20 protein-coding genes are annotated in these 23,795 nt (G+C 62.8%); 14 read left to right on the top strand and 6 right to left on the bottom strand.

All coding sequences use genetic code 11. The annotated features are described in order from the left end of the window. Positions 1-189: 189 nt before the first annotated feature. Positions 190-2,907 carry a PAS domain S-box protein gene (locus tag O9Z63_RS03970; RefSeq protein WP_270128008.1) on the top strand — a complete coding sequence of 906 codons (2,718 nt, stop codon included), beginning with the start codon at positions 190-192 and terminating at the stop codon, positions 2,905-2,907. A 114-nt stretch (positions 2,908-3,021) separates the two neighbouring features. Here the strand turns inward: O9Z63_RS03970 and O9Z63_RS03965 are convergent, their stop codons facing one another. Then, positions 3,022-3,471: an Hpt domain-containing protein gene (locus O9Z63_RS03965; protein ID WP_270128007.1), complete on the bottom strand. Its 450-nt coding sequence runs from the start codon at positions 3,469-3,471 to the stop codon at positions 3,022-3,024. Between the two features lie 484 nt (positions 3,472-3,955). Here O9Z63_RS03965 and O9Z63_RS03960 point away from each other — a divergent pair, with 484 nt between their 5' ends. From O9Z63_RS03960 to O9Z63_RS03915, 10 genes are all read left to right on the top strand, one after another. Further along, complete coding sequence (locus O9Z63_RS03960) at positions 3,956-5,314, top strand: M20/M25/M40 family metallo-hydrolase (RefSeq protein WP_270128006.1); 1,359 nt, start codon at positions 3,956-3,958, stop codon at positions 5,312-5,314. A gap of 160 nt (positions 5,315-5,474) precedes the next feature. Continuing rightward, positions 5,475-6,467 carry a hypothetical protein gene (locus O9Z63_RS03955; RefSeq protein ID WP_270128005.1) on the top strand — a complete coding sequence of 331 codons (993 nt, stop codon included), beginning with the start codon at positions 5,475-5,477 and terminating at the stop codon, positions 6,465-6,467. Positions 6,468-6,529: 62 nt separating this feature from the next. Then, the gene (locus O9Z63_RS03950) at positions 6,530-6,928 is read left to right on the top strand and encodes a DUF5958 family protein (RefSeq protein ID WP_270128004.1); all 399 of its coding nucleotides are present in this window, start codon (positions 6,530-6,532) and stop codon (positions 6,926-6,928) included. A gap of 195 nt (positions 6,929-7,123) precedes the next feature. Further along, entirely contained in the window at positions 7,124-7,891 is a 768-nt protein-coding gene (locus O9Z63_RS03945; RefSeq protein ID WP_270128003.1) for a slipin family protein, read from the top strand. A 197-nt stretch (positions 7,892-8,088) separates the two neighbouring features. Further along, on the top strand, positions 8,089-8,235 hold the full coding sequence (locus O9Z63_RS03940) for a hypothetical protein (protein ID WP_156108953.1): 147 nt from the start codon (positions 8,089-8,091) through the stop codon (positions 8,233-8,235). A 149-nt stretch (positions 8,236-8,384) separates the two neighbouring features. Beyond that, positions 8,385-9,710: an aspartate kinase gene (locus O9Z63_RS03935; RefSeq protein WP_270128002.1), complete on the top strand. Its 1,326-nt coding sequence runs from the start codon at positions 8,385-8,387 to the stop codon at positions 9,708-9,710. A 157-nt stretch (positions 9,711-9,867) separates the two neighbouring features. Beyond that, complete coding sequence (lysA, locus tag O9Z63_RS03930; protein WP_270128001.1) at positions 9,868-11,016, top strand: diaminopimelate decarboxylase; 1,149 nt, start codon at positions 9,868-9,870, stop codon at positions 11,014-11,016. 199 nt (positions 11,017-11,215) lie between these two features. Next, positions 11,216-12,703 (top strand): SDR family oxidoreductase, encoded by a 1,488-nt coding sequence (locus O9Z63_RS03925; RefSeq protein ID WP_270128000.1) that lies wholly within the window; start codon positions 11,216-11,218, stop codon positions 12,701-12,703. 491 nt (positions 12,704-13,194) lie between these two features. Then, complete coding sequence (locus O9Z63_RS03920; RefSeq protein WP_270127999.1) at positions 13,195-13,746, top strand: prolipoprotein diacylglyceryl transferase family protein; 552 nt, start codon at positions 13,195-13,197, stop codon at positions 13,744-13,746. 15 nt (positions 13,747-13,761) lie between these two features. Next, positions 13,762-15,054 carry a hypothetical protein gene (locus O9Z63_RS03915; protein WP_270127998.1) on the top strand — a complete coding sequence of 431 codons (1,293 nt, stop codon included), beginning with the start codon at positions 13,762-13,764 and terminating at the stop codon, positions 15,052-15,054. A gap of 91 nt (positions 15,055-15,145) precedes the next feature. Here O9Z63_RS03915 and O9Z63_RS03910 read toward each other — a convergent pair whose 3' ends face one another. Continuing rightward, positions 15,146-16,081, bottom strand: a complete 936-nt coding sequence (locus tag O9Z63_RS03910; RefSeq protein ID WP_270127997.1) for a hypothetical protein — start codon at positions 16,079-16,081, stop codon at positions 15,146-15,148. Between the two features lie 10 nt (positions 16,082-16,091). Then, the gene (locus O9Z63_RS03905; protein ID WP_270127996.1) at positions 16,092-18,641 is read right to left on the bottom strand and encodes a type IA DNA topoisomerase; all 2,550 of its coding nucleotides are present in this window, start codon (positions 18,639-18,641) and stop codon (positions 16,092-16,094) included. Between the two features lie 231 nt (positions 18,642-18,872). On the opposite strand from O9Z63_RS03905, the gene O9Z63_RS03900 reads away from it, so the two are divergent. Together O9Z63_RS03900 and O9Z63_RS03895 are read left to right on the top strand one after the other, a co-directional pair. Further along, entirely contained in the window at positions 18,873-19,388 is a 516-nt protein-coding gene (locus tag O9Z63_RS03900; protein ID WP_270127995.1) for a glycine-rich domain-containing protein, read from the top strand. Beyond that, a complete protein-coding gene (locus tag O9Z63_RS03895) occupies positions 19,352-20,203 on the top strand; it encodes a hypothetical protein (RefSeq protein ID WP_270127994.1) in 852 nt (283 codons plus the stop codon). The genes O9Z63_RS03900 and O9Z63_RS03895 overlap by 37 nt, the downstream gene beginning before the upstream one ends. 43 nt (positions 20,204-20,246) lie before the next feature. On the opposite strand, the gene O9Z63_RS03890 is transcribed toward O9Z63_RS03895, so the two are convergent. Then, the gene (locus O9Z63_RS03890) at positions 20,247-21,248 is read right to left on the bottom strand and encodes a formylglycine-generating enzyme family protein (protein WP_270127992.1); all 1,002 of its coding nucleotides are present in this window, start codon (positions 21,246-21,248) and stop codon (positions 20,247-20,249) included. Positions 21,249-21,386: 138 nt separating this feature from the next. Between O9Z63_RS03890 and O9Z63_RS03885 the strand changes: the two genes are divergently transcribed. After that, on the top strand, positions 21,387-21,815 hold the full coding sequence (locus tag O9Z63_RS03885) for an EamA family transporter (protein ID WP_270127991.1): 429 nt from the start codon (positions 21,387-21,389) through the stop codon (positions 21,813-21,815). A 76-nt stretch (positions 21,816-21,891) separates the two neighbouring features. On the opposite strand, the gene O9Z63_RS03880 is transcribed toward O9Z63_RS03885, so the two are convergent. Further along, positions 21,892-22,839, bottom strand: a complete 948-nt coding sequence (locus O9Z63_RS03880; protein WP_270127990.1) for an NAD(P)-dependent alcohol dehydrogenase — start codon at positions 22,837-22,839, stop codon at positions 21,892-21,894. Positions 22,840-23,015: 176 nt separating this feature from the next. Further along, a complete protein-coding gene (locus O9Z63_RS03875; RefSeq protein WP_270127989.1) occupies positions 23,016-23,783 on the bottom strand; it encodes a carbonic anhydrase in 768 nt (255 codons plus the stop codon). Positions 23,784-23,795 lie beyond the last annotated feature (12 nt).

Here is a 23,795-nt window from a genome sequence, read left to right as displayed (position 1 = left end):
GACGCGGCGTCTGATTTCTGGAGCCTGGGCCTCATTGCTTCATGATTTTCAGGATTAAGAATCAGCCGTTTATCAACCCAACTACTATATGGCACCGGGTTGGCAGGCGCAGTAGGGCGCGGCCTCACGCCTTACCGTGAAGGTTGCGGCGCTACCTGTATTCCTGCCTTTTTGCCTGTCTGATTGCGTATGCCTGCCTCTGCCCTGCCAGCCACTCTCCCCGTTCCCGATTGTTCCCCGGCCCTGGCGTTGGCGGAGCAGCACATCCGGCAGCTCAGCGCGGAGCTACAGCAGATGCAGCAGGCGCGCCAGCTGGCCGAGCGCCTGCCCAACTACCTGCGCGAAGGCCTGCTGGTGCTGGACTGCGCAGGCTGCATTTTGCAGGCCAACCCACGCTTTTTCAGCCTGTTTGGCCTGCCCGATGCCCCGGCCGACTGGCGGGGCCGATCCATCCAGGACCTGACCGCGCATGTGCGGCAGCAGCCACCTTTGGCCAAGCTGCTGCGCAGCCTGGCCGCGGCCCCGCCCCGCCAGCTTCGCCACGACCTGCTGCTGCTGGCCGATGGCACCGCCCTATGCTGCCAGGCCGGCCCCACCGCCGATGAGCCCCACCATGGCACCCAGCACACCTGGCTGCTCAGCCTGCGCGACATAACCGAGCAGCACCAGCTTCAGGCCGACAGCCAGTTGGCCTCGCGCATCTCCGACGAAAACCCCAACCCTATTGTACGGCTGGGGCCGCAGCAGCAGCGCTATGCCAACACGGCCGCCCGCCAGCTCAGCCAGCAGCTGCCGCGTCCGGAACGCGTGCGGCTGCTGCGACAGCTGCAGCACGCCGCCGCGGCCGCCCTGGCCCAGGCCACCGCCCACGAGCTGGAGCTGCTGGCCGGCCGCCGCACGTTTGAAGTGAAGGTGCTGCCGTTTGCGCCCGAAGGCTACGTGAACTTGTATCTCGTGGACGTTACGGAGCAGAAGGCCGTGCGCAACCAGCTCCGCGAGCATCAGCACTTCATGGAGCAGGTGCTCGACACGATTCCGACCATCGTGTTTGTGCGCGACGCCGAGCAGAAAATCCTGTTTCAAAACCAGGCCATGGCCAACCTCGTGAAAGCGTCGCCGGTACCCGACGACCTGAGCCAGGTGAAAACGGACAGCCAGCTGGCCCGCGAGCTGGCCGAATACGCCGCCATTGATGCCCAGGTGATGAGCACCGGCCGCGAAATAGCCCGCGAGGAGGCCTTCACGCTGGCCGATGGCAACGTGCACTGGTTCTACACCATCAAGCGCCCCCTCTACCGCCCCGATGGCACCGTGCACGTGCTGGGCGTAAGCACCGACATCACCGCCCACAAGCAGGCCCAGCAGACGCTGGAGCGCAGCGAAAAGCAGTACCGCGACCTGATGCACTACGCCCAGGCCCTCATCTGCACCTACGACCTCAATGGCATCATGCTCTCGGTGAACCCCGCCCTGGAAAGCCTGCTGGGCCTGCCCGCCACGGAGCTACTGGGCCAGCCCATGCGCAACCGCCTCCGCCCCGACGACCAGTCGGTGTTTGCCGATTACCTCGACCAGATTGCGGCCTCGGGCGAGGCCAAAGGCGTGATGGGCGTGCTGCCCCACGGCAGCCAGGAAGTGCGCCACCTGCTCTACCACAACTTTGTGGTGCGCGAGCCCAGCCAGCAGCCCTACGTAATTTCGCACTCCCACGACATTACGGAGCGCATCCGGACCGAGCAGGAGATGCAGCGGGCCAAGCTGGCCGCCGAGGCCGCCGTGCGGGCCCGCGAAAACTTTCTGGCCAACATGAGCCACGAAATCCGCACGCCCATGAACGGCGTGCTGGGGGTGGCCAACCTGCTGGCCAAAACGCCGCTTACGCCGCAGCAGCAGGAGTATTTGCACACCATCCGCACCTCGGGTCAGCACCTGCTGGCCGTGCTCAACGACGTGCTCGACATGGCAAAAATCACCAGTGGCAAGCTGGAGTTCAACATCGAGTCGTTTAACCTGTGCGAAGCCATGACCCAGGCCGTGCAGCCGCTGGCCCTGCAGGCCATGGCCAAAGGCATCCAGTTCATCAGCCAGCCCCTGCGCGACACCTGCCCCAGCGTGTGGGTGCAGGCAGATGCGCACCGCCTGAGCCAGATTATGCTCAACCTGGTCAGCAACGCCATCAAGTTCACGCCGGCGGGCGGCAGCGTGCTGGTGGCCGGCGAGTGCCGCGCCGAAACCGCCGACTCGCTCACCATTGAATACCGCGTGACTGATACCGGCGTGGGCATGCTGCCCGAAGTGCAGGCCCGCATCTTCGAGAGCTTCACCCAGGCCTACGCCGATACCTCGCGGCGCTTTGGGGGCACGGGGCTGGGCCTGAGCATCAGCCGGGCACTGGTGCAGGAAATGGGCGGCACCCTCACGGTACAGAGCCAGCCCGGCACGGGCAGCTGCTTTGCGTTTTCACTGACGCTGCCCAAGGCCACGGCCGCCGTGCTGGCCGCCCCGCCCGAAAACTTCGATACCGGCGTGCTGAAAGGAGTGCGCGTGCTGCTGGTGGAAGACAACGACATCAACCGCTACGTAGCCCGCCGCACCATGCAGGAATGGGGCATGGTGGTGAGCGAAGCCATCAGCGGGGCCAAGGGTGTGGCCCTGTTTGAGCAGCAGCCGTTTGAAGTAGTGCTCATGGACATTCAGATGCCGGGCATGAACGGCCTGGAAGCCACCGCCCTCATCCGCCAGCACCCCGACCCGGCACGGGCCAGCATCCCGATTCTGGCCCTCACCGCCAACGCCTTCCGGGCCGACCACGAGCACTACCTGGCCTCCGGCATGGACGACTGCCTCGCCAAGCCATTCGAGGAGGCCCAGCTGTACGCCAAGCTCCTGAGCATGGTCCGCCGCTGATGCCGCAGCGGGCAGCAACAGCCTGCCAAACCAGAAACAGCGCCCCGTTGCTGCCGATATGCTGGCAGCAACGGGGCGCTGTTTCTGGCGCGGGTTTCAGGCGCAGCTACCGGCCTACTGGCTTTGCGCCAGCTCCTGCTGAAACTGGCGCACCACGGCCGCGGCCATGTGCGTCACCAATTGCTGCACCGCCAGCATGCGCGGCTTATCGGGGGCGTGGCGCGCCAGACCGTCGAGCTGCTGGAGCAGGCGGGCGCTGGGCTCTATGCGCAGGTTGCCGAGTGTGGCCCGCAGGCTGTGCGCCAGCTGTGCCACCTCCGCCCAGTCTTCCTGCTCGATGGTGGTGTGCAGCTGCGCCAGTTGCTCGGGCACCCGGACCACAAACAGCTGCTTGATTTCGCGCACAAACTCGGCATCCTGCGCAATCTTGCCCATGCCCGAAAAATCGTAGAGTGGGGCAGTCGGGCCGGGAGTGGGCCGTTTTTCGGTGTTCGGGACGCAGGCCACCAGGGTGCAGGTGGCGGCAGGCAGCAGGGCGGGCGGCAGCGGTAGGGCGTGGTTCATAGAGAGGTAGTAAGCAAGAAATGGCACTGCTGCTTTGCCGGCGCATACGTGGCGCCGGCCCGGCCACCAGCCAGCCGCAGCGGGCAGAAGCACGCGGGCCCCGGCGCCGGTTTCCGGAGCAGTGCCCGCGTGTCAGCTAAGCCAATGCCAAACCGCACGCCTCCCGACAACTCTTTTATGTTCAGCCTTATAACAACCCCGATTACTCGACCACGCTCCATGGTTTGGAATGCCACTCCAGATGCTGGAGCATAGCCGCTTTAAGTGGGCACGCTTCAAGGAAAGGAAGCAGAATCGGCAGGCAGTTTTCTTTCATGCACGCGGCGCGGCTGCCACAGGCCACGGCACCGGACACGGCAGCCGGGTGAGGCTGGGCGAGGCCCGCGAAATAAGCGGGCGGGCAGTTGAAAGTTGGCCTTACCTTGCAGCCGGCCGCAACGTTGTGCGGGCGGGCTGCGTCCCTGTGATTCTACCTTTTTCTACTATGCGCTTCCTCACTCCATTTCTGCTTTCACTAGGCTTCACCGCCACGGCCTTTGCCCAAACCAAACCCGCCACCACTCCCAACCCGCTGATCCGGCAGATGGTGGAGGAAATCTCCGAAAAGAACCTGCGCGACGACATCGACAAGCTCGTGAGCTTCGGCACGCGCCATACCCTGAGCGACACCCAAAGCAAGAAGCGCGGTATCGGGGCAGCCCGCAACTGGGTGGAAGGTGAGTTTCGCAAGTACAGCAAGGCTAGCGGTGGGCGGCTCAAAGTCGAGCAGGACACGTTCACCATCAAGCCCGACGGCCGCCGCATCAACCGGCCCGTGCTGATGGCCAACGTCATGGCCACGCTGCCCGGCACCGACCCTACCGACAAGCGCGTGTTCATCGTGAGCGGCCACATCGACTCGCGGGTGTCGGACGTGATGAACGCCACCGCCGACGCCCCCGGCGCCAACGACGACGGCTCGGGCACGGTGGCCGTGATGGAGCTGGCCCGCGTGATGAGCAAGCAGCAGTTCCCGGCCACCATCATCTTCGTGGCGGTGCAGGGCGAAGAGCAGGGCCTCTACGGCTCCACCCACTTGGCCAAACGGGCCAAAAAGGAAGGCTGGAACCTGGTGGCGATGCTCAACAACGACATCATGGGCAACTCCACCGGCCACGACCCCGAAATCAAAAATACCACCCAGCTGCGCGTGTTCAGCGAAGGCGTGCCCGCCACCGAAACGCCCGACGAGGCCAAAGTACGCCGCACGTTGTCATCGGAAAACGACTCGCCCAGCCGGCAGCTGGCCCGCTACAGCCGCGAGGCCACCAAGCAGTACGTGCCCGGCCACGAGGTAGTGCTGGAGTATCGCCCCGACCGGTTCCTGCGCGGCGGCGACCACACGCCCTTCAACCAGCAGGGCTTCACGGCGGTGCGCTTCTCGGAAGTGAATGAGGACTTCCGCCACCAACACCAGGACCTGCGCACCGAAAACGGTGAGGAATACGGAGACTACGCCAAGTTCATGGACTTCGCCTACCTGCGCAAGAACACCGGCGTAAACCTGGCCACCCTGGCCGCGCTGGCGCTGGCCCCCGCCGCCCCCGAAAACGTAGGCGTGCTCACGGCCAACCTCACCAACCGCACCGAGCTGAAGTGGGAAGCCCCGAAAGTCGGCGAGAAGCCAGCAGGCTACTACGTGCTCATGCGCGAAACCAGCGCCCCCGAGTGGCAGCAGAAGTTCTTCGTGACCGACACCAAAGCCGACCTGCCCCACAGCAAGGACAACTTCATCTTCGGCGTGGTCAGCGTGGACGCCGAAGGCCACGAGAGCCTGCCAGTGCTGCCCAAGCCGGTGCGCTAACGCGGCCCCGGCTCTGGTATTCCTGAAGCCCTTCCGCCAAGGCGGGAGGGCTTTTTTTTGTGTGCCGATTTTTCAGGGCGTAACGCTGCTGCGCTATTGCCAGACCTAGCCAAGTGCCTATATTGCTCCCAGAATTACTCTATTACGCATTCTATTCGCAATGCCTATCCATTTTCGCACTACGGTTTACGGGCTGATTACGGCCGGATTGATGACTGCCCAAACAGGCTGGGCACAGACGAGGAAAGCGCCGGGCGCGTTACCGAAGCAGGTCTCTATTCTGGATGGGCGGGCCTACCTGCGTTTTCCGGCCGGCGCCGTCAGCTCGGCCCGGCCGGTGGATATCATGTCGGCCAAGCCGGACGAGCAGTTGGAAACCCGGGTCGTGATGGACTTTGGGGAGCATCGGGTGGTGTTTTTTGCCCGTGAGTTGTTCCGGCTAGCAGATAAGCAGTTCGTCAGCCAAGCCGCTGCCTTCGAGGCGGGCCGTTTTCCTGCTACCACTCAGGTCATTGGCAATACCGATTCCCTGGCGGCAGTGGTCAGCACCGCCACCCGCCACGATACGGCAGCGTCGGCCATTCTGCTCAAGCGGCTCCTTGTGCGCACCATCGACAACACCGTATTGGTGGTGGATGCATACGTGAACCCGCAAGGGTTTCCGCGTAAGGCCAAATACGAGGCGTTGGCAGACAGCGTATTCCGCACGGTGCGCCCCGGCAAACGCCTGCTCAGCCGCAAAGCCCACACCGAAACCCAGGACAGGCTGGTGTTTCAGCTGCCGGAAAACTACGTCCTGAGCCGCAAGCAGAGCTACGATTTCTTCGTGTACAGCATCCGGCCCATGACGCCCCTGTTAGCGGAAAGCACCAGCGGTATCACGGTGTACCTGGGCAACCACCCCAGCCCAGTTTACCGCGACGAAGGCATGCCCGCCAGTGCCGCGCAGCCGCTGGATGGCAACTTTTTAGGTAAAAAAATCCAGTGGATGGGCTTCAGCAAGCCTACGGATCAGCTGTACTGGCGGGAGCAGATTATTCCGGCTGCCCTAGGCAAAAACGGACAGCTGGCCCACGTATTCGTCCACAGCACTTCCCCCGGCGGCCTGAACGAACTCACGGCAATTGTCGAAGCCATTACCGTGAAGAAGTAGGTATCCTGCGTTGTTGGCGGATGCTGGCGTCACCACATAGTTTTCAGCGCCTGCCCTCCCCCATGCGCCCCACCCCCGACAACGTCTTCAACCGCTTGGCCCAGCGGCAGCTGCCGTGGGAATGGGCCTGGGCGTGGTTTGCTACGTTGCCCGCGGTGGCGCAGCAGGCCCGTCTGGCGGAGCTGGCAGACTACATTCAGCAGGCGCACCCCACCCCGGCGTTGGTGCAGCAGGCCCTGGCGGAAGCCCCCATGAAGCCCACCGCCACTCCGCTAGTGTTGCTGCGGGTTCACGGCCTGCCAGAGGCATTGCGCCGCATCCAGCAACTGCCGCCACCTGAGTATCCGAATGCCTTCCGGGCATTGCTGAGCCTGTTCAGCATCGCCGACGCGCACCGCCGCCGCACAGAATGCCAGCACGGCTGCTCACACGACTGGCATAACCTGCCGCCGCTGCCCTGAGGCGCCCTTACCATTTCGGCGGCGCGCCCTACCAAAATGGGGTGACAGATTGATTACCTGCCACTTCCACTGCTGCTAAAAACTTCGTTTTTGAAGCGTAATCCGCTTTCAAGCCAGGCAAACCAGCGGCTGGCATGGCGCGTGTACCACCTGTCGCAACAGTTTCACTTTTGCGGCCCTAGGCTACTCCTGATTATGCTTACGCTGTATATTTTTCTTGCCTTGGGGCTGGTATTGCTCTTCATGGGCCTGTGCATTGCGCAGGAATACGAGCGGGCCATTGTGTTCCGGCTGGGCCGGTATGTGGGGCAGCGCGGGCCGGGGCTTTACTGGATTATCCCCTTCATTGAGCGCCGGCAAACCATCGACATCCGCACCAAAACCGTGGACCTGGAGCAGCAGGAAACCATCACCAAAGACAGCGTCACCATCAAGGTAAACGCCGTGCTCTGGTTTAAGGTGGTGGATCCGGCCAGCGCCATCATCAAGGTGGCCAACTTCAACCAGGCCGTTTACCAGCTGGCCGTTACGGCCCTGCGCAACATCATCGGGCAGCACCAACTCGACGAGGTTCTGCGCGGCCGCCAGCAGATCAACGCCTCCCTGCTGCAGCTGGTAGACGCCGCCACCGAGCCCTGGGGGGTGAAGATTGAGCTGGTGGAAATCAAGGACGTGGAGATTCCCGAGTCTATGCAGCGCGCCATGGCCCGCGAGGCCGAGGCCATCCGCGAGAAGCGGGCCCGCATCATCAAGGCCGAAGCCGAGCTGGAAGCCAGCGTGAAGCTCACGCAAGGGGCCCGTGAGATGGAAAACAGCCCCATGGCCCTGGAGCTCCGCCGCATGCAGATGCTCTCGGAAATTGGTATCGACAACAACACGACCACCGTGGTGCTCATTCCCTCGGAGTTCACCAACCTGGCCCGAGGCTTTGCCCAAGGGCAGTCGGCTACCACGGTTTCGTAAGCCGGGCGAGCTGCTGCAAGCGGCCCGGGCGCTGTCCGTCGGCGTGGCTGCTGGCCGCGCAGAAACGGGGTGCTGCTGGCAGCTGTAGGGCCACTTTTTACGGGTCCGATTTGGAAGTTACCACAACTGCGGCCGTACTTGCGGCCGCAAAACGGCGCGGAAGGTCTTTTCTCGCGCCAGCCTTTGCCCCTTCCATCATGCGCCTTTCCGCTGTTTCTTCTGCTTCCTGTGCCTCGCTGGCTTGTGCCGGCGTGGTGTGCGTAGTGCGGAAGAACAGCAAGCGGGCCGGCCTGACCCTGGGCCTGATGATGGTCAAGAAATCGAAGAAACGCAACCCGACCTGACCGTCGCAACCGTTCGTCGTACCTCACTACCACTGAACTTCCAAGCGCCGGTCCTCCCCAGGATCGGCGCTTTTTTTTCGCCTGATGTTTCACCTAGCCCGCAACCTGGCGGGCGCATTTCCCGACCTTCCGGTTCGGTTTCCTGCACTATGAAAGTTCTCAAGTTTGGCGGTACGTCCGTCGGGTCGGCGCAGCGGATGCGCGAGGTTGCCGAGCTGATTCATGCGCCCCAGGAGCGGCGCATCGTGGTGCTGTCGGCCATGAGCGGCACCACCAACACGCTGGTAGGCATTGCCGAGCTGCTGCGCGCCGAAGACGTGGCCGCCGCCACGGCCCGTATCGAAATCATGCGCCAAGACTACCTGATGGTGGCGCGCGAGCTGCTGCCCGATGCCACCCTGGCCGCCGCCGCCAGCAAAGACCTCGACACCGTATTCCGCACCCTGTTCGACCTCACGCGCCAGCCGCTGTCGGCCTCGGGCGAGCGGGTGATTCTGGCCCAGGGCGAGCTGCTGAGCACCTGCCTGTTTCATCACTACCTGACCGGCGTGCTGCACCGCGACGCCGTGCTGCTGCCGGCGCTGGAGTTCATGCGCCTCGACCACAACGACGAGCCCGACGCCGACTACATCCGGGAACACCTGCAGGCCCAGCTGGCGCAGCACGAAGGCCGGCCGCTGTTCGTTACGCAGGGCTACATCTGCCGCAACGCGCACGGCAAAACCGACAACCTCAAGCGCGGCGGCTCCGACTACTCGGCCTCGCTGATCGGGGCCGCCGCCGATGCCACCGAAATCCAGATCTGGACCGACATCGATGGGCTGCACAACAACGACCCGCGCGTGGTGGAAGGCACCTACCCCATCCGCGAGCTGTCGTTTGACGAGGCCGCCGAGCTGGCGTATTTCGGGGCCAAGATTCTGCACCCCAGCTCCATTCTGCCGGCCGCCAAGCACGGCATTCCGGTGCGCCTGCTGAATACCATGCAGCCCGAGGCACCCGGCACGCTCATCTCCAGCCAGACCGGCTCCGAGCCCATCAAAGCCGTGGCGGCCAAAGACGGACTGGTAGCCATCAATATCAAGTCGAGCCGGATGCTGCTGGCGCATGGCTTCCTACGCAGCGTGTTCGAGGTGTTCGAGCGGCACCGCACGTCCATCGACATGATTACGACCTCGGAAGTGGCCGTGTCGCTCACCATCGACGACGCCACCCACCTGCCCCAGATTTTAGAGGAGCTGCGCGGTTTCGGTACCGTGGAAGTGGACCGCGACCAGACCATTATTTGCCTCGTCGGCAACCTGATCCAGGAAACCAACGGCGCCGCCCGCCTCGTATTCGACTCGCTGGCCGACGTGCCGCTGCGCATGATTTCCTACGGCGGCTCGCCCAACAACATCAGCCTGCTGGTGCACTCCTCCGACAAAGTACGCACCCTGAAAGCCCTGAACGCCGGCCTGTTTCAGCGTGCCTAACCCCCTATCCAAAAGAGAGGGGGGACTAGCAGTAGAATAATATTTTTCACTCACCTTTTCACACCTCATTCCCAGCCCATTTCTAGCTTTCTAATAGGCTAGAAACTAGTCCCCCCTCTCTTTTGGAGAGGGGGTTAGGGGGTGAGGTTTCGTTGACATGCCTTTTACTCTTGCCCCCGAGCTGCACGCGCAGCCCACCCCTTTCTACCATTACGACCTGGGTTTGCTGGATGCCACGCTCACGGCGCTGCAGCAGGCGGCCCGGCCGCGCAATTTTCAGGTGCACTACGCCCTCAAGGCCAACGTCAACCTGCCCGTGCTGGCCCGCATCAAGGACCACGGCCTGGGCGCCGACTGCGTGAGCGGCGGCGAGGTGCAGCGCGCCCTAGAGGCCGGTTTCGCGCCGGAGCACGTGGTGTTTGCGGGCGTGGGCAAGTCCGACGCCGAAATCCGGCTGGCGCTGGCGGCGGATATCTGGTGCTTCAATGCCGAGTCGGCGGAGGAGCTGGCGGTGCTCAACGAGCTGACCGGCGCACAAGGCCGCACGGCGCGGGTGGCCCTGCGCGTGAACCCCAACGTGGACGCCCACACCCACGCCTATATAACCACCGGCCTGGAAGCCAACAAGTTCGGCATCAGCCTCGCCGATCTGCCGGCTGTGGTGGCGCAGTTCAGCAGCTGGCCGCACCTGGAGCTGGTGGGGCTGCACGCCCACATCGGCTCCCAGATTACCGACCTGAACGTGTTTGCCGAGCTCAGCCAGCGCCTCAACGAGCTGCAAACCTGGCTGGAAAGCCAGGGCCACCAGCTGCCGCACCTCAACGTGGGCGGCGGCCTCGGCATCAGCTACGAGCAGCCCGACGGCCAGCCGATTCCGGATTTCGAGGGCTACTTCTCGATGTTCGACCGGCACCTGGTGCGCCGGCCGGGCCAGCAGGTGCACGTAGAGCTGGGCCGCGCCGTGGTGGCGCAGTGCGGCACGCTGCTGAGCCGGGTGCTCTACGTCAAGCAAAGCCAGTCCACGCGCTTCGCCATTCTGGATGCCGGCATGACTGAGCTGATGCGCCCGGCCCTCTACGGCAGCTACCACCACATCCAGAACCTGAGCAGCACCGCCCCCGAGCTGCTCTACGACGTGGTCGGTCCCATCTGCGAGTCGTCGGACACGTTCCGCAAAGCTGTGGCGCTGCCCGAAACCCGGCGCGGCGACCTGGTGGCTATCCGCTCGGCCGGGGCCTATGGTGAGGTGATGTCGTCGGGCTACAACCTGCGCGAGAAGGTGGCGGCGGTGTACGTAGGCGAGTAAGGTTAGGCGTTTGCAGGGGAAAGGAACGTCATGCAGAGCGGAGCGAAGCAGCTCGCCAGTGTAGTAATTCTACCACACTGGCGAGCTGCTTCGCTCCGCTCTGCATGACGTTCTGATTTCTGCGCTTGGCACATGCCACAGCACACAGCAACCTCTGCGCGGTCTGGGAGTTACATACTTACACCTTCCGCGCCGTGCCATGAACATTCTGCTTACCGGAGCCAACGGCTACATTGGCCAGCGTTTACTGCCGCTGCTGGTAGCGGCCGGCCACCACGTAGTGTGCCTCGTGCGCGACCCGCGCCGCTTCGAGCTTTCAGACAGCCTGCGGGCCAGCGTGACGGTGGCCGAAGGCGACCTGCTCAAGCCCGAAACGCTGGCGGCACTGCCGCTGGAAATCGACGCGGCCTACTACCTGGTGCACTCCATGAGCGGGCACGACAAGGACTTTTTCCGGCTGGAGCAGCAGTCGGCGCTGAACTTCCGTGCTTACCTTGACCGCACGAGTGCCCGGCAGGTGGTGTACCTGTCGGGCATCGCCAACGACCGGGCGCTGAGCGTGCACCTTCGCTCGCGCAAGGGCGTGGAGAAGATTCTGGGCAAGGGCCGCGTGCCACTCACGGTGCTGCGGGCCAGCATCATTATCGGCTCGGGGTCGGCGTCGTTTGAGATTATCCGGGACCTGGTGGAGAAGCTGCCCGTGATGATTACGCCGCGCTGGCTGAATTCGCGCTGCCAGCCCATCGGCATCCGCGACGTGATGCACTACCTCATGGCCGTGCTCGACAACGACGCCTGCCGCGGCCGCTCCTTCGATATCGGCGGGCCCGACGTGCTGACCTACCGGCAGATGCTGCTGGAGCTAGCCGCCGCCCGCGGCTACCGGCGCTACATCGTCACGGTGCCGGTGCTCACGCCGCGGCTGTCGTCGTGGTGGCTGTTTCTGGTCACGCGCACCACGTTTTCGCTGGCCCAGAGCCTCGTGGAGAGCCTGCGCAACGACACCGTGGCCAACCCCAAGCGCAGCATTGCGGCCGTGGTGCCACATACCTGCATGAGCTACCGGCAGGCCGTGGACCTGGCCTTCCAGCGCATCGAGCAGAACGAAGTGGTAAGCAGCTGGAGCGACGCGCTGAGCAGCGGCGTAATGCCCCGCAACTACATGGACCACATCCGGATTCCGCAGTACGGCCTGCTGCAGGACCGCCAGACGCTGCGCTTCACCCGCGACCCGCAGCAGGTGCTACAGAACGTGTGGAGCATCGGCGGGGAGCGGGGCTGGTACAAGGTGGACTGGCTCTGGCGTATCCGGGGCCTCATGGACAAGATGGTGGGCGGCGTGGGACTGCGCCGCGGCCGCCGCTCCCCCACCGACCTGCGCGCCGGCGACCCACTCGACTTCTGGCGCGTACTCGTGGCCGACCGCGCCCAGGGCCGCCTGCTGCTCTACGCCGAAATGAAGCTGCCCGGCGAGGCGTGGCTGCAGTTCCGGGTGCTACCCAATGACGACGGCTCGCACACGCTGGAGCAGCTGGCCGCGTTCCGCCCGCGCGGCCTGGCCGGGCGCCTGTACTGGTATTCGCTGGTGCCGTTTCACTTCATCATTTTCAAAGGCATGATTGAGAACATCGTGCACTACGGCGACTCGGTGCCGCTGCCGGCCGTAGCCGCCAAGCAACCCGCGTAAACGGCAGCTACGAGCCATAGCCTGCCCGCCCTGAACACGCGCCATTTTACGTTTCGCCGTTACTGCTGTTGGTTAAGCTGGCAGCACTCCGGCCGTGACGCAGCGAGCCTCCAGGCTACTATGCACCATCCGGTCTGCGCACAATAAAATCAGCATAAAGGTGTATTTCTTCAGATAGTCAGAAGTCCCGAAACACTCAGGCAAAACACCATTCTATCAGATAGATAAAAAAGCAGAAGCCTGATTTAAAAAGTCTGACATACGCTAATTCTGGTTGGAAGTCAGCAAGCCGGACTGCTAGCTTAGCTGCCGTTACCACCCTATTCTTATATAAGCCAGTCCGGATCGGAACGGCGCGCTGATTTAGGTGACCTGCAAGGTGTAAATGGCCGTCATTCTCTTGGATTGACGGCCATTCGGGTTTTGTGCCCGCGGTTGCTTTGGCGGTGAGAATAGTCGTTGCTTTTGCTGTCTGTATTTCCGCTACGCCTATGCTCTGTACTGTTACGCTGCCGTTGCCCACTGCTGTCGGGCATAGCTACTACACCACGTTTTACCTGCTGGCCTTTGGGCTGAACCTGGCGCTGCTGGTGTGGGAGGGCCACCGCCGGGGCTACGCCATGCGGCCGTGGCTGGTGGTGCTGGCCTGCACCACGCTCAGCTTTATTCTGGGCACCAAGCTGCTGGCCCTGTCGGGGCCGGAGTGGCGGGAGTTGCTGCACACCGGGCACTGGCCAGGCTCGGGGGCGCGCACGGTGCTGGGCGGGGCACTGGCCGGCACGCTCACGCTGCTGGCGCTGCGGCGGCCGTTTGGGTTCAGCTGGCACGTGTTCGATGCCTTCACGCTGCCGATGTGCGCGGCGCTGGCGGTGCAGTGCGTGGGCTGCGTGTTCACCGGCTGCTGCTTCGGCGAGCTGACGGCCGGCAACTGGGGCCTGAAGTACGCGCCCGGCACCTTGCCCTACCTGTGGCAGGAGGCGCGCGGGCTGCTGGCGCCCGGGGCCGCGCAGTCGTTGCCGGTGCACCCCACGCAGCTGTATTAGCTGGGGCTGTGTGTGGTGGTGGGCGGCGTACTGGTGCTCACGCGGCACCGGGCGTGGCCGGGCGGCAGCCGCCGCCTGCTGCACCTGGGGCTGCTGCTGGCTGGCCGCTTCCTGATTGAGTTCTGGCGCGACCCGGCCGGCGAGCAGGTCGGCGCCGCCTTCCATACCCACGCCGGCCTGGCCCTGAAACAGGTGCAGTGGGCATTGCTGTTGCTCGTGCCGCTGGTGCTGGGCGCCTGGGCATGGCTACTGTACCGCAACCGGCACACCGCACCGCAGCCCGAGCAGCTGCCCACGCAGAACCCGGTGCGCAACCTGCTGGCCGTGGCCGGGCTGCTGCTGCTCACGGCCTGGCTGGGGCCGCAGGCTCTCACCCGGCCCGAGGTGCTGGTGGTGAAAGCGCTGCTGCTCACAGTGCTGGTACTCGAAGGCGGCGCGCTGCTGCTGGGGGCGGCCGGCACCATCCGGCCTGCCCGCATGGCACTGCCCCTCACCCTGGCCGCCGGCGTGCTGGTGCTCACCAGCCAGACGCCCGCCGATTCCAGCAGTGCGCCCTACTTCTCGTTTACGCCCGGCTACGTCGCCGGTAGCTACGATGAAGACGTTACTTATAGTCCGAGTGGGGGCTGCTCCGGCTCCGGCGGCCCTAGCACCCGCGCCGGCTACTACCACCAATATCGGGCGATGGGCGGCGAAGCAGCCTACACACGGCCCAGCCTCCACCGGCCAGGCCGCGTAACCTACGGCCTAGGCATCTATGGCGGCAGGGAGTACGTGAATGCGCAGAGCCTTCCCCTAGGCAGCCCGTTTTTGACGGGCAATGCCACCGACGGCCGGCGCTTTCCGCTGTTCGATGTAAACCCATTCATTGCGCGCGACCGTAGCCAGCCTGGCCGTTTCGGCTATGGCGTGCGAGTTGGGCTGCACATGGGCCATCTGGCCAACATAGCGCCCGAAAACGCCGAGGACTCGCTAAGAACAGAATACGTCCTGCCCGATGCCAGCATCTGGCTGGGGGTGCGCCGCACGCTGTTTTTTCAGGCCGATTATGGTAATGGTCTGTTGGCGTTGGGCAACGGCACCGGCCGTTTGGCACTTGGCTCGGGCCTGGGCTCCGACTGGAACCGGCAGCTACTGGCTGGAGTGGCACTATCCAACCACACCCCTGGCTTGTCGATGGGCTTCCTGAGTGCCAGTTTCCCGGTCGGCCGCACCGGCCTGTGGCTGGAGCCCTACGGCGCTACCGATTTTGGGCGGCACCGTCAGGTGTCGCTACGAGTGCAATACCGGCTGCAGGCGCGCAAGTAGCAGGTGCGGCAACTTAGCCACTTGTAGCCTTCCAGCGCCCCAGGCCTCAAATCAGACAGAGGTAGAGTATTACCTATAAGGTATGGCAGGATTATTTCTTCGTTGGCGCCCAAGTCTGAGTCTTGTGTAACGAATCCAACAGCTTATACAGGCGAGTTAGCCCGAATGAGCCTATTCCTCCCTTGTCGTCCACCTGCAAATGACGGCCATCTGCGTACGCTATGTGCAGCGTAATATATGGCACGTGGTTGTAACCAACCTGATATTCACGCTTCAGCTTGTCTGGTTGCAGGTAATTCACCAGCTCGCCTAGTTGTTGTTGTGCACGGCTGGTGAGGGTAGTGCTCAGGTCCTCACACTTCTTTTTAGCTTTATCCAGTACCGGATATTCGCGGGAGTGATAGGTAACGCTGTCCTGAGGCCCAATGCGTATTGCTATTTCCTCAACTTCGTGATAGACGAAGTGAGAGGCATATAGCAGGCTGTCGACTCGTGTATTCGTGGGAGCAGGATTATACTCTATCAAACCGCCAAAACGGTAGGTCAGTAAGAATTCCTGGCGGCCGTCCTTCTCCAGCGGTTCCGTTATCAGAAAGGGCTTGTAATAATCGGAGTAAGCAATCAGCGGCTGGGTACCTTGATAGACGATGCGCGCTACCGGACAATACCGGTAAAACTGTCGGCGGAAACGCTCCAGCACCAGACTATCGCCCATATCCAACACACAGATGACTTTGCTTTTGCCGTAATGGCTGCCGGTTATCAGCAGGTCAGTCAGACCATTTCCATCAACGTCTGCTTTTTCCCAAGCCTTTATTTTCTCTCGTTTATACAGCTTCTGTACTCGCTTATCTTCAAATTGAAGCCGGGACTCCACGACGAAATTCTTGTGGTAATCATCTAACGACCTTACCAACTGCTGCACAGCAGCATCGGAGGTCAGCTTAGCTAACTTCCCTTGCATCTGAGCAGTAGCAGACCAGCTTGATAACAGCAAGAATATGAATACGGTATAGGCTTTCAGCATACTGTGCGAGTTATCCCTGCCCAAACACCGGCTCAATCCGGCCTTCCGGGTTGATCTGCAGAATGGCTTCGTAGTTCTTGCCGGTTTTGGCCGACATAAACCCACGGATGACGCCGGTTTTGCCTTTGCGCAGCAGCTGGTTCATCTGGGTGTCAGTGAGGGTTTTGCCGCCCCACTCGAAGGGCACGCGGAACTGGCAGTCCTCGCGGAAACGGGAGCATCCCCAGGCGCTTTTGCCGCGCAGCATCTGGCCCAGCCGGCACACCGGACACGGAATCTGGCCGGGGTCCTGGGGCGTGGTGGGCTTGCTTTCGGCGGCGCGCACCAGCTCCAGCGTGTGGGCCGGCGTGAGGCGGATGGCGGCGTCGAACTTCTGGCCGGCATCGTCCAGAAACCCTTTCATCACCGGCGTGCGGCCCTTTTTCAGCAACTCGCCCACCTGCTTGTCGGTGAGCTTCTTGCCCTCAAACTCGGTGGGCAGCCGGAACTGGCAGCCTTCCTTCCAGCGCGAGCAGCCCAGCGCCGACTTGCCGCGCAGCACGTGGCCGCTGCCGCAGGCCGGGCATGGCCCCAGCGCCCCTGGCACGGCCGGCGTGGCGGCGGCTTTCGGCGGACTGGCTTTGGCGGTAGCGCCGGCTTTCTGGCCGGTTAGGTCGGCCAACTCGGGCTTGTGGATACTGATGCCGCGGCCCGAGCCGTCCTGCTTCACCTCGTGCACCATCTCGCGCACCAGCTGCTGCAGCTCGCCCAGAAACTGCCTCGATTCCAGCTGGCCGCCTTCAATCTGACGCAGCTTCCGCTCCCACTGCCCGGTCAGCTCCGCCGATTTCAGCGTGGGGTTGCGGATCAGGCCAATCAACTCGACGCCGGTGGGCGTGGGCACAATCTTTTTCCGGTCGCGGCGGATGTAGCCGCGCTTGAACAGGGTTTCGATGATGGCGGCGCGGGTGGAAGGTCGGCCGATGCCGTTTTCCTTCATGGCCTGGCGCAGCTCCTCGTCGTCGACGTTGCGGCCGGCGGTTTCCATACCGCGCAGCAGCATGGCCTCGGAGTACTCGCGCGGCGGCTGGGTCATTTTGGCGTCAAGGCGCGGTTTGTGCGGTCCGGTTTCATCTTTCACGAAGCTGGGCAGCACGGTGCTCACCACGTCGTCGTCGCCTTCGCCGGCCGCTTTTGGGGCCGAGGGTGCCTGCTGCGTTGAAGGGTCGCCGTACACCTCGCGCCAGCCGGGGCTCAGGATCTGGCGGCCCCGGACGCGGAACGTGCGCCCGGCCACGTCGGCCGTCACAGTGGTGTTCGACACTTCGCAATCCGGATAAAACGCGGCCAGAAAGCGGCGCACGATGATGTCGTACACGCTGCTTTCGGTGCCGTGCAGGCTGTTCGCGCTGGCCCCAGTCGGGATGATGGCGTGGTGGTCGGTGACTTTGTTGTTGTTGAAGACCTTGGTGCTCTTGCGGATTTTGGGGGCTGCCAGCAGCGGCGCCGCCAGCGCGGCGTGCGCGCCGCCCAGCCCGCGCATAATGCCCGCAATTTTGGGGTACTGGTCGTCGGGCAGGAAGGTGGTGTCTACGCGCGGATAGCTCACCACTTTCTTCTCGTAGAGGCCCTGCACCGTCTTGAGCGTGTCTTCGGCCGAGAGGCCCAGCTGGTTGTTGCACTGCACCTGCAGCGCCGTCAGGTCGAACAGCGCCGGCGGGCTCTCCAGCGCCTTCTTGATTTCCACGTTGGTCACCGTCAGCGGCTGGCCGGTTACTTGGGTTAGGACAGCGTCGGCTTCTTCCTGGGTCACGAAGTAGCCGCGGGCTTTCAGGCGGGCCTTTTCGTCGGGCTCGTCGTCGTCCTTGCCCTTCTTCACCACGGCCACGTGGCTGAACATGGTGCCGCGGTACTCGGTGCGCAGCACCCAGTACGGCTCGGGCCGGAAGTTCTGGATTTCGTGGTAGCGGTCCACCAGCAGCGCCAGCGTGGGCGTCTGCACGCGGCCGATGCTGAGCACCTGCCGCTGGCCGGGCGCGTACTTGAGCGTGAACAGGCGGGTGGCGTTGAGGCCCAGCAGCCAGTCGCCAGCGGCGCGGCTTTTACCGGCCTGGTATAGGTTGTCGAACTCCGAGCCGTCGCGCAGGTTCTGGAAGCCCTGTCGGATGGCTTCCTCGGTGAGCGAGGAAATCCAGAGGCGCTTGAAGGGCTTGCGGTACTTGGCTTCCATCAGCACCCAGCGCTGAATGACTTCGCCTTCCTGGCCGGCGTCGCCGCAGTTTATCACCTCCTCGGCGTTGGCCAGCAGGTTTTTGATGACGTTGAACTGGCGCACCACGCCGTCGTCGCGGCGCATGAGCTTGATGCCGAACTGCTCGGGCACCATGGGCAGGTCGTGGATGCTCCAGCGCTTCCACTCGGGGCGGTAGTCCTCGGGCTCGCGCAGCTGGCAGAAGTGCCCAAACGTCCAGGTGACCTGGTAGCCGTTGCCCTCGTAGTAGCCGTCCATGCGCCGGTCGGCGCCCAGCACACTGGCAATTTCACGGGCCACGCTGGGCTTTTCGGCAATACAAACTTTCACAGAGTCTCGCTGATGTTGGCGCTGATTTCACGGAAACGGAAGTCAGCATGGAATCAACAAAGATAGAGTGCAGAAAGGTCGATTTGAAGCCAATAGAAATCAGCAGCCATATCTGTTGAAAATCACCTTTTCGCCTCAACGTTGTTGCCTTGGATTTGCTTTTGCCGCCGCCGTTTCCGTGGTTGGCAGTGTGAATTGCCGTTGTCTGCTTCTTCCTACTTCGCGCTTTCCGTGACGCCAGCTCTTCAGCCTGAATTGTGGGACAAAATCCAGCGGTTTGAGTTGGATGATACAGCCGCTACGTTTTCCTTTACCGACCGGCTAGCCCGCGAAAATGGGTGGAGCCTGCCCTTCTGCCTGCGGGCCGTACTGGAGTATAAGCGCTTTATTTTCCTGCTCTGCGTCACCCAGCAGCCGCTCACGCCTTCCGACGAAGTAGACCAAGTGTGGCACCTGCACTTGCTGTACACCCGCTCCTACTGGGTTGATTTCTGCCAGCACACTCTGGGCCAGCCCATTCACCACGGCCCCACCCGCGGCGGCAGCCAGGAGCACGCCAAGTTCGACGACTGGTATGCCCGCACGCTTGCCCACTACGCCGCCGTGTTCGGACAAGCGCCACCCGACCTGTGGTCACTGTCCACCGTTCGTTTCAAGCCAGCTCACTTCCAGCGCGTTAATTTATCTACTCACTGGCTGCTTCCCCGTTTATGGCCACTCCGGCGCTTTCGAAACCGCAACAAGTAGACAACTTCCTGATCGAGGCCCGGCCTACGGAACTGTTGCTGCTGCTGGCTGACGCCACTCCGCCACTGCGGCAACAGCTACGACTCACGTTTTTGGAACTGCTGCGCCGGCAAGTGCTGGTGCTGGAAAACCGCGCCGTGCAGCCCCACCCCTCCGACCCGATTAGCTATAGTAGTTACCTGCGGCCTGGCCCCACCTTTACAGATTACCAGCCCCGCCCTTATGAAGCACTGCTGCTACGCCCATTCACGCAGAATTCATTGCCTGAAATGCTGCTCAAGCATTTCGTTAAGCTAGCTTTTCGGGCGGCGCAGTCGGCGGGGCAGTTTGGGAAGCTGGTGCGCCAGCACCGGCCCTTGGTCGGCCTGTACAAGCTCAGCTGGTGGCGCTGGGCGTTGGGGATCTGGCACCTAACGCCAAGCGGTACCACGCTGCGTCATCAGCTGGAAAGCAAGCTTATCGGCTACGACACGACTTTGGGCCAGTTAAACTTGCAGGATGCCGCTGCCGCCACGACGCTGGCTGCCCAACTTGGGGGAGTGTTGTTTATGCTGCCTACGTTTCAGTCACCTGATGGCCATGTGCTCGACCAGGAACTATACCGGGCCCAGCGCGAGCAAGAACAAACCAGCGGAGCCGATTGGTCGGGTGGCAGCAGCGACGGCATCGACTCCTGGCACGACTGCGGCCACCACTTCGATAGCCACGCCGATAGCGCCGATAGTGATGGTTCCAGTGGCTCCGGGTGCGGCGGCGACTCGGGCTGCGGTGGCGACTCAGGGTGCAGCGGCTGCGGTGGTTGCGGAGGCGACTGAATAAGCTGCTGAAATAGTAGTGCTCCAAGTTAACCGCCTACGCCTACTCCCCCATCCGCCGCACCATGCGCACGGTGGCTACGCAGCGGAAGCCCAGCCAGCTCTGCGGCCCCTGGTAGCGCTGTTGCGACTCCAATGTCAGGCTCCGCATGGAGCTTTGGAACGAGCCGCCTTTCGCTATGCCTTTTGTGGCCGTCATTTCGGCGGCGTTGCCGATGATGTTGTAGAGGCCGAGGTAGTTGGTGGGGTTCACGTACACATACTCCAAGCCCAGTTGGCTGGGCTTCGCCGAGCACTCAAACGCTTGGTTGGTTTCGCTCGTGTAATAGTTTTCGCGCAGGTTGTAGGGCAGCTTGTAGATGGCGCTGGTGGCCGGAATCTGCAGCGCAGCCAAGCAGGAGTCGAGGCCGGGCTCTTTGCGCGTGGCTACGGGCTTTGGCCGGGCTTTGGGGCTGGGCGGCACCAAGGCGGCCGGCGTGTGTCCGCTGCCGAGCGGGCCCGCGGCAGCCTGCTGCCACTCCGCCTCGGTGGGCAGGCGGTATTCTACCGTCACGGCGTAGCCGCGCAGCTCAGGGTGCTTCTTCTGAAATTCGGAGGACTGCAGCACCGACTCGTTGACGACCATGCTGCGCCATCTGCAGTACGCCAGCGCCTGTTCGTAGCTGATGCCCACAGCCGGATAGTAGCGGAAGCCCGGATACCGGAAGTAATACTCGGTGCTGGGGCCGCCGGCCGCCCCCGCTGGTGGCGTAGTTGTCAGAATCGTCCAGGTGGTAGAGTCAGGCAGCTGGCTGCGGTAAAAGGCGGTGGAGGAGTCCAGCCGAATACGCTGCAGATACTCCAGCCAATGAATGTTCGCCACTTCTGATTCGTCGATGAACAGGTTTTCGGCCAGCCGGATGGTGCCCGGCGGCTCCGGGGCCGGCGGGGCAGCACGGCCGGACTGGGCGGGTGCCGGCTGGCACCACAAGCTCAGGCAGCCAAGTAGCAAAGCAGATTTTACCGATACACCATTCATCGAAGCAGATAGTTTGGATGGCCCCATCGTGTGTTAGGGGGCAGGATAACAAAGAACTCTAAACTACCTATATAGACTGGCAGCCAAGGCTTTTAGCAGCGCTGTACCCCCGAAGACCGGCTGAGCTGCGTACCCTATCAGGTAGCAGCTCTTTTCTCCGGGTATATGTGGGTAGTTTTTTCGTTGCTGGCGGCGCTGTCCGCGGCGGTAGTAGTTACGCTTTCCAAGGTGGGCGTCAAAAACATTGAGTCCAGCGTGGCCTTTGCCATCCAGTCGGTGCTGATTGTGGGTGTGGCGTGGGGTGTAGTGGCGTGGCAGGGCCACCTGCCCCAGGTCGCGCAGATTGACCGCCGCACCTGGCTGTTTCTGATTGCGGCCGGCATCATCACCTGCGCTTCGTCGCTGTTCTCGTTTCAGGCCCTGAAGATGGGGCAGGCCTCGCGCACCTCGTCGTTCGACAAAATCTCGCTGGTATTTTCCATCCTGCTGGCCGTATTTTTCCTGAAGGAAAAAGTAACGTGGCAGGTCATCCTGGGCGCCGCCCTTATGGCCAGCGGCGCCATCCTGATAGCCTTCACCAAGCCCGCCGAGTAAGTGGTGGGGTGGTGGGGTGGTGGATTGTCCAAATATCAACCCGCCAACCCACCACTCCACCACTCCACCAACCCGGCTACTCTACCGTCAGCACGATTTTGCCGGGCGCACCGCCTTTCTCGCTAAGGCGGTGGGCTTCGGCCAGGTCGCGCAGGGTGAAGGTTTTGTAGATGATGGGCTTGATGGTGCCCGCCTGCAGCCAGGCCGAAATCAGGGCCAGATCGGGGCCGCTGGTTTTGGCCAGGAACATGGATTGGCTTTTGTCGGAAAAGGCGGTGGCCAGCGCGCCCGTCACGAGGGCCGCCGGGTCGGGGGTGGTAGTAACGTAGCGGCCCAGACGGCGCAGGGCGTTTTTGCTGGCGCTGAAGCTACTCTTGCCGGCCGCATCAAATACCAGGTCGTAGCGGCTGTGGTCGGTGGTGAAATCGTGCTCTTTGTGGTTGAGTACCCGGTCGGCGCCGAGCGTGCGCACCAGTTCCTGGTTGTCGGGGCCGCACACACCCGTGATTTCGCCTGCCCCCAGCGCGCGGGCAATCTGCACCGCAAACGAGCCCACGCCACCCGAAGCGCCGTTGATGAGCACCCGGTCGCCGGAGAGCAGGCGGCCATGGTGAAAGAGGCCCTGCAGGGCCGTGAGGGCCGCCAGTGGCACCGCCCCGGCCTGCTCCATACTCAGCTGCTGCGGAATAAACGCCGCGCTGCTTTCGGCCAGCACGGCATACTCGGCGGCGGCCCCGCCTACCCCATCGGCCGCCATACCGTAGACTTTATCCCCGATACGGAAGCGCGTGACATTGTCGCCGATAGCGGCTACTTCGCCGGCCACGTCGCGGCCCGGAATCTTCGGAAACGAGTGGCCCGTCAGCAGCTTTAGCTCGCCCTGGCGCACCTTCCAGTCGATGGGGTTGACACTGCTGGCCCGTACGCGCACCAGAATCTGGTCGGCTTTGGGTGTAGGCGTGGGCTGCTCACCGTAGTGGAGCACGTCGGGAGAGCCGTATTGGGTGTAGTAGGCAGCTTGCATGTGGCAGGGATTGAGGTAAGCGTGTGTAGCCCGCCTACGCAGCAAGGGGGGTGGCAGGTTCGCAACGGCTGAAATCAGCAGGCTGTAGCCCACAAAAAAACCGCCGTAGCCAAGGGCTACGGCGGTTCCAACCACACTTAACTACGTAACTTGCCCGAGGGCAAGACTGGGAGCCATTAGCTGGCTTTTTGCAGGTGAGGACCTTTGTCCTCCTTCTTGTCTTTTTTAGTTTTCTGCGGCTCGTCCAGCAGCTGGCCTTTGTCGGCTTTGGGGTTGAAGCCGGGCTGGCTCTCCAGCACCTCCTCGGCGTGCTTCATGGCTTCGGTGCCGTAGATGTGCTGCAGCTCGCCAATGCCGTTGTCCTCCACCTCCAGATTTTTCAGCAGGCCTTCCTTGATGTCGTAGACGAGGCCGTGGAGGCGCGGGGGCTTGCTGGTTTTGCGGGCGTTCTGGATGATGTTGGTTTTGGCCAAGTTGCGCACCTGCTCGATTACGTTCAGCTCCACTAGGCGGCGCAGGCGCTGCCCGTCGTCCTTGATGCGCAGAAACTCCATTTCGTGCACCCGGATAACGTCGCGGATGTTGGTCAGCCAGTTGTCAATGAGGCCGTATTGCTTGTTGGCTGCCGCCGCCGCCACGCCGCCGCAGCCGTAGTGGCCCACCACCAAAATGTCCTCGACGCCCAGCACTTCCACGGCGTACTGCAGCACCGACAGCATATTGAAGTCGGTGTGCACCACCATGTTGGCAATGTTGCGGTGCACGAACATCTCGCCCGGGCCGGTGCCGGTGATGGCCGAAGCCGGCACCCGCGAGTCGGAGCAGCCGATGAACAGGTACTTGGGCTTTTGGCCGTCGGCGAGACGGTTGAAAAAATCCGGGTCGGTGGCTTTCATTTCGGCCACCCAGCCGCGGTTATTTTCTAATATTTTATCAATGCTCATGAGAAAGTGAAT

It is taken from the genome of Hymenobacter yonginensis (assembly GCF_027625995.1).
In the GTDB taxonomy this organism is placed as follows: Bacteria; Bacteroidota; Bacteroidia; order Cytophagales; family Hymenobacteraceae; genus Hymenobacter; species Hymenobacter yonginensis.
The sequence above is the reverse complement of the archived record's forward strand: the minus strand, read 5'-3'. Positions and strand labels throughout refer to the sequence as shown.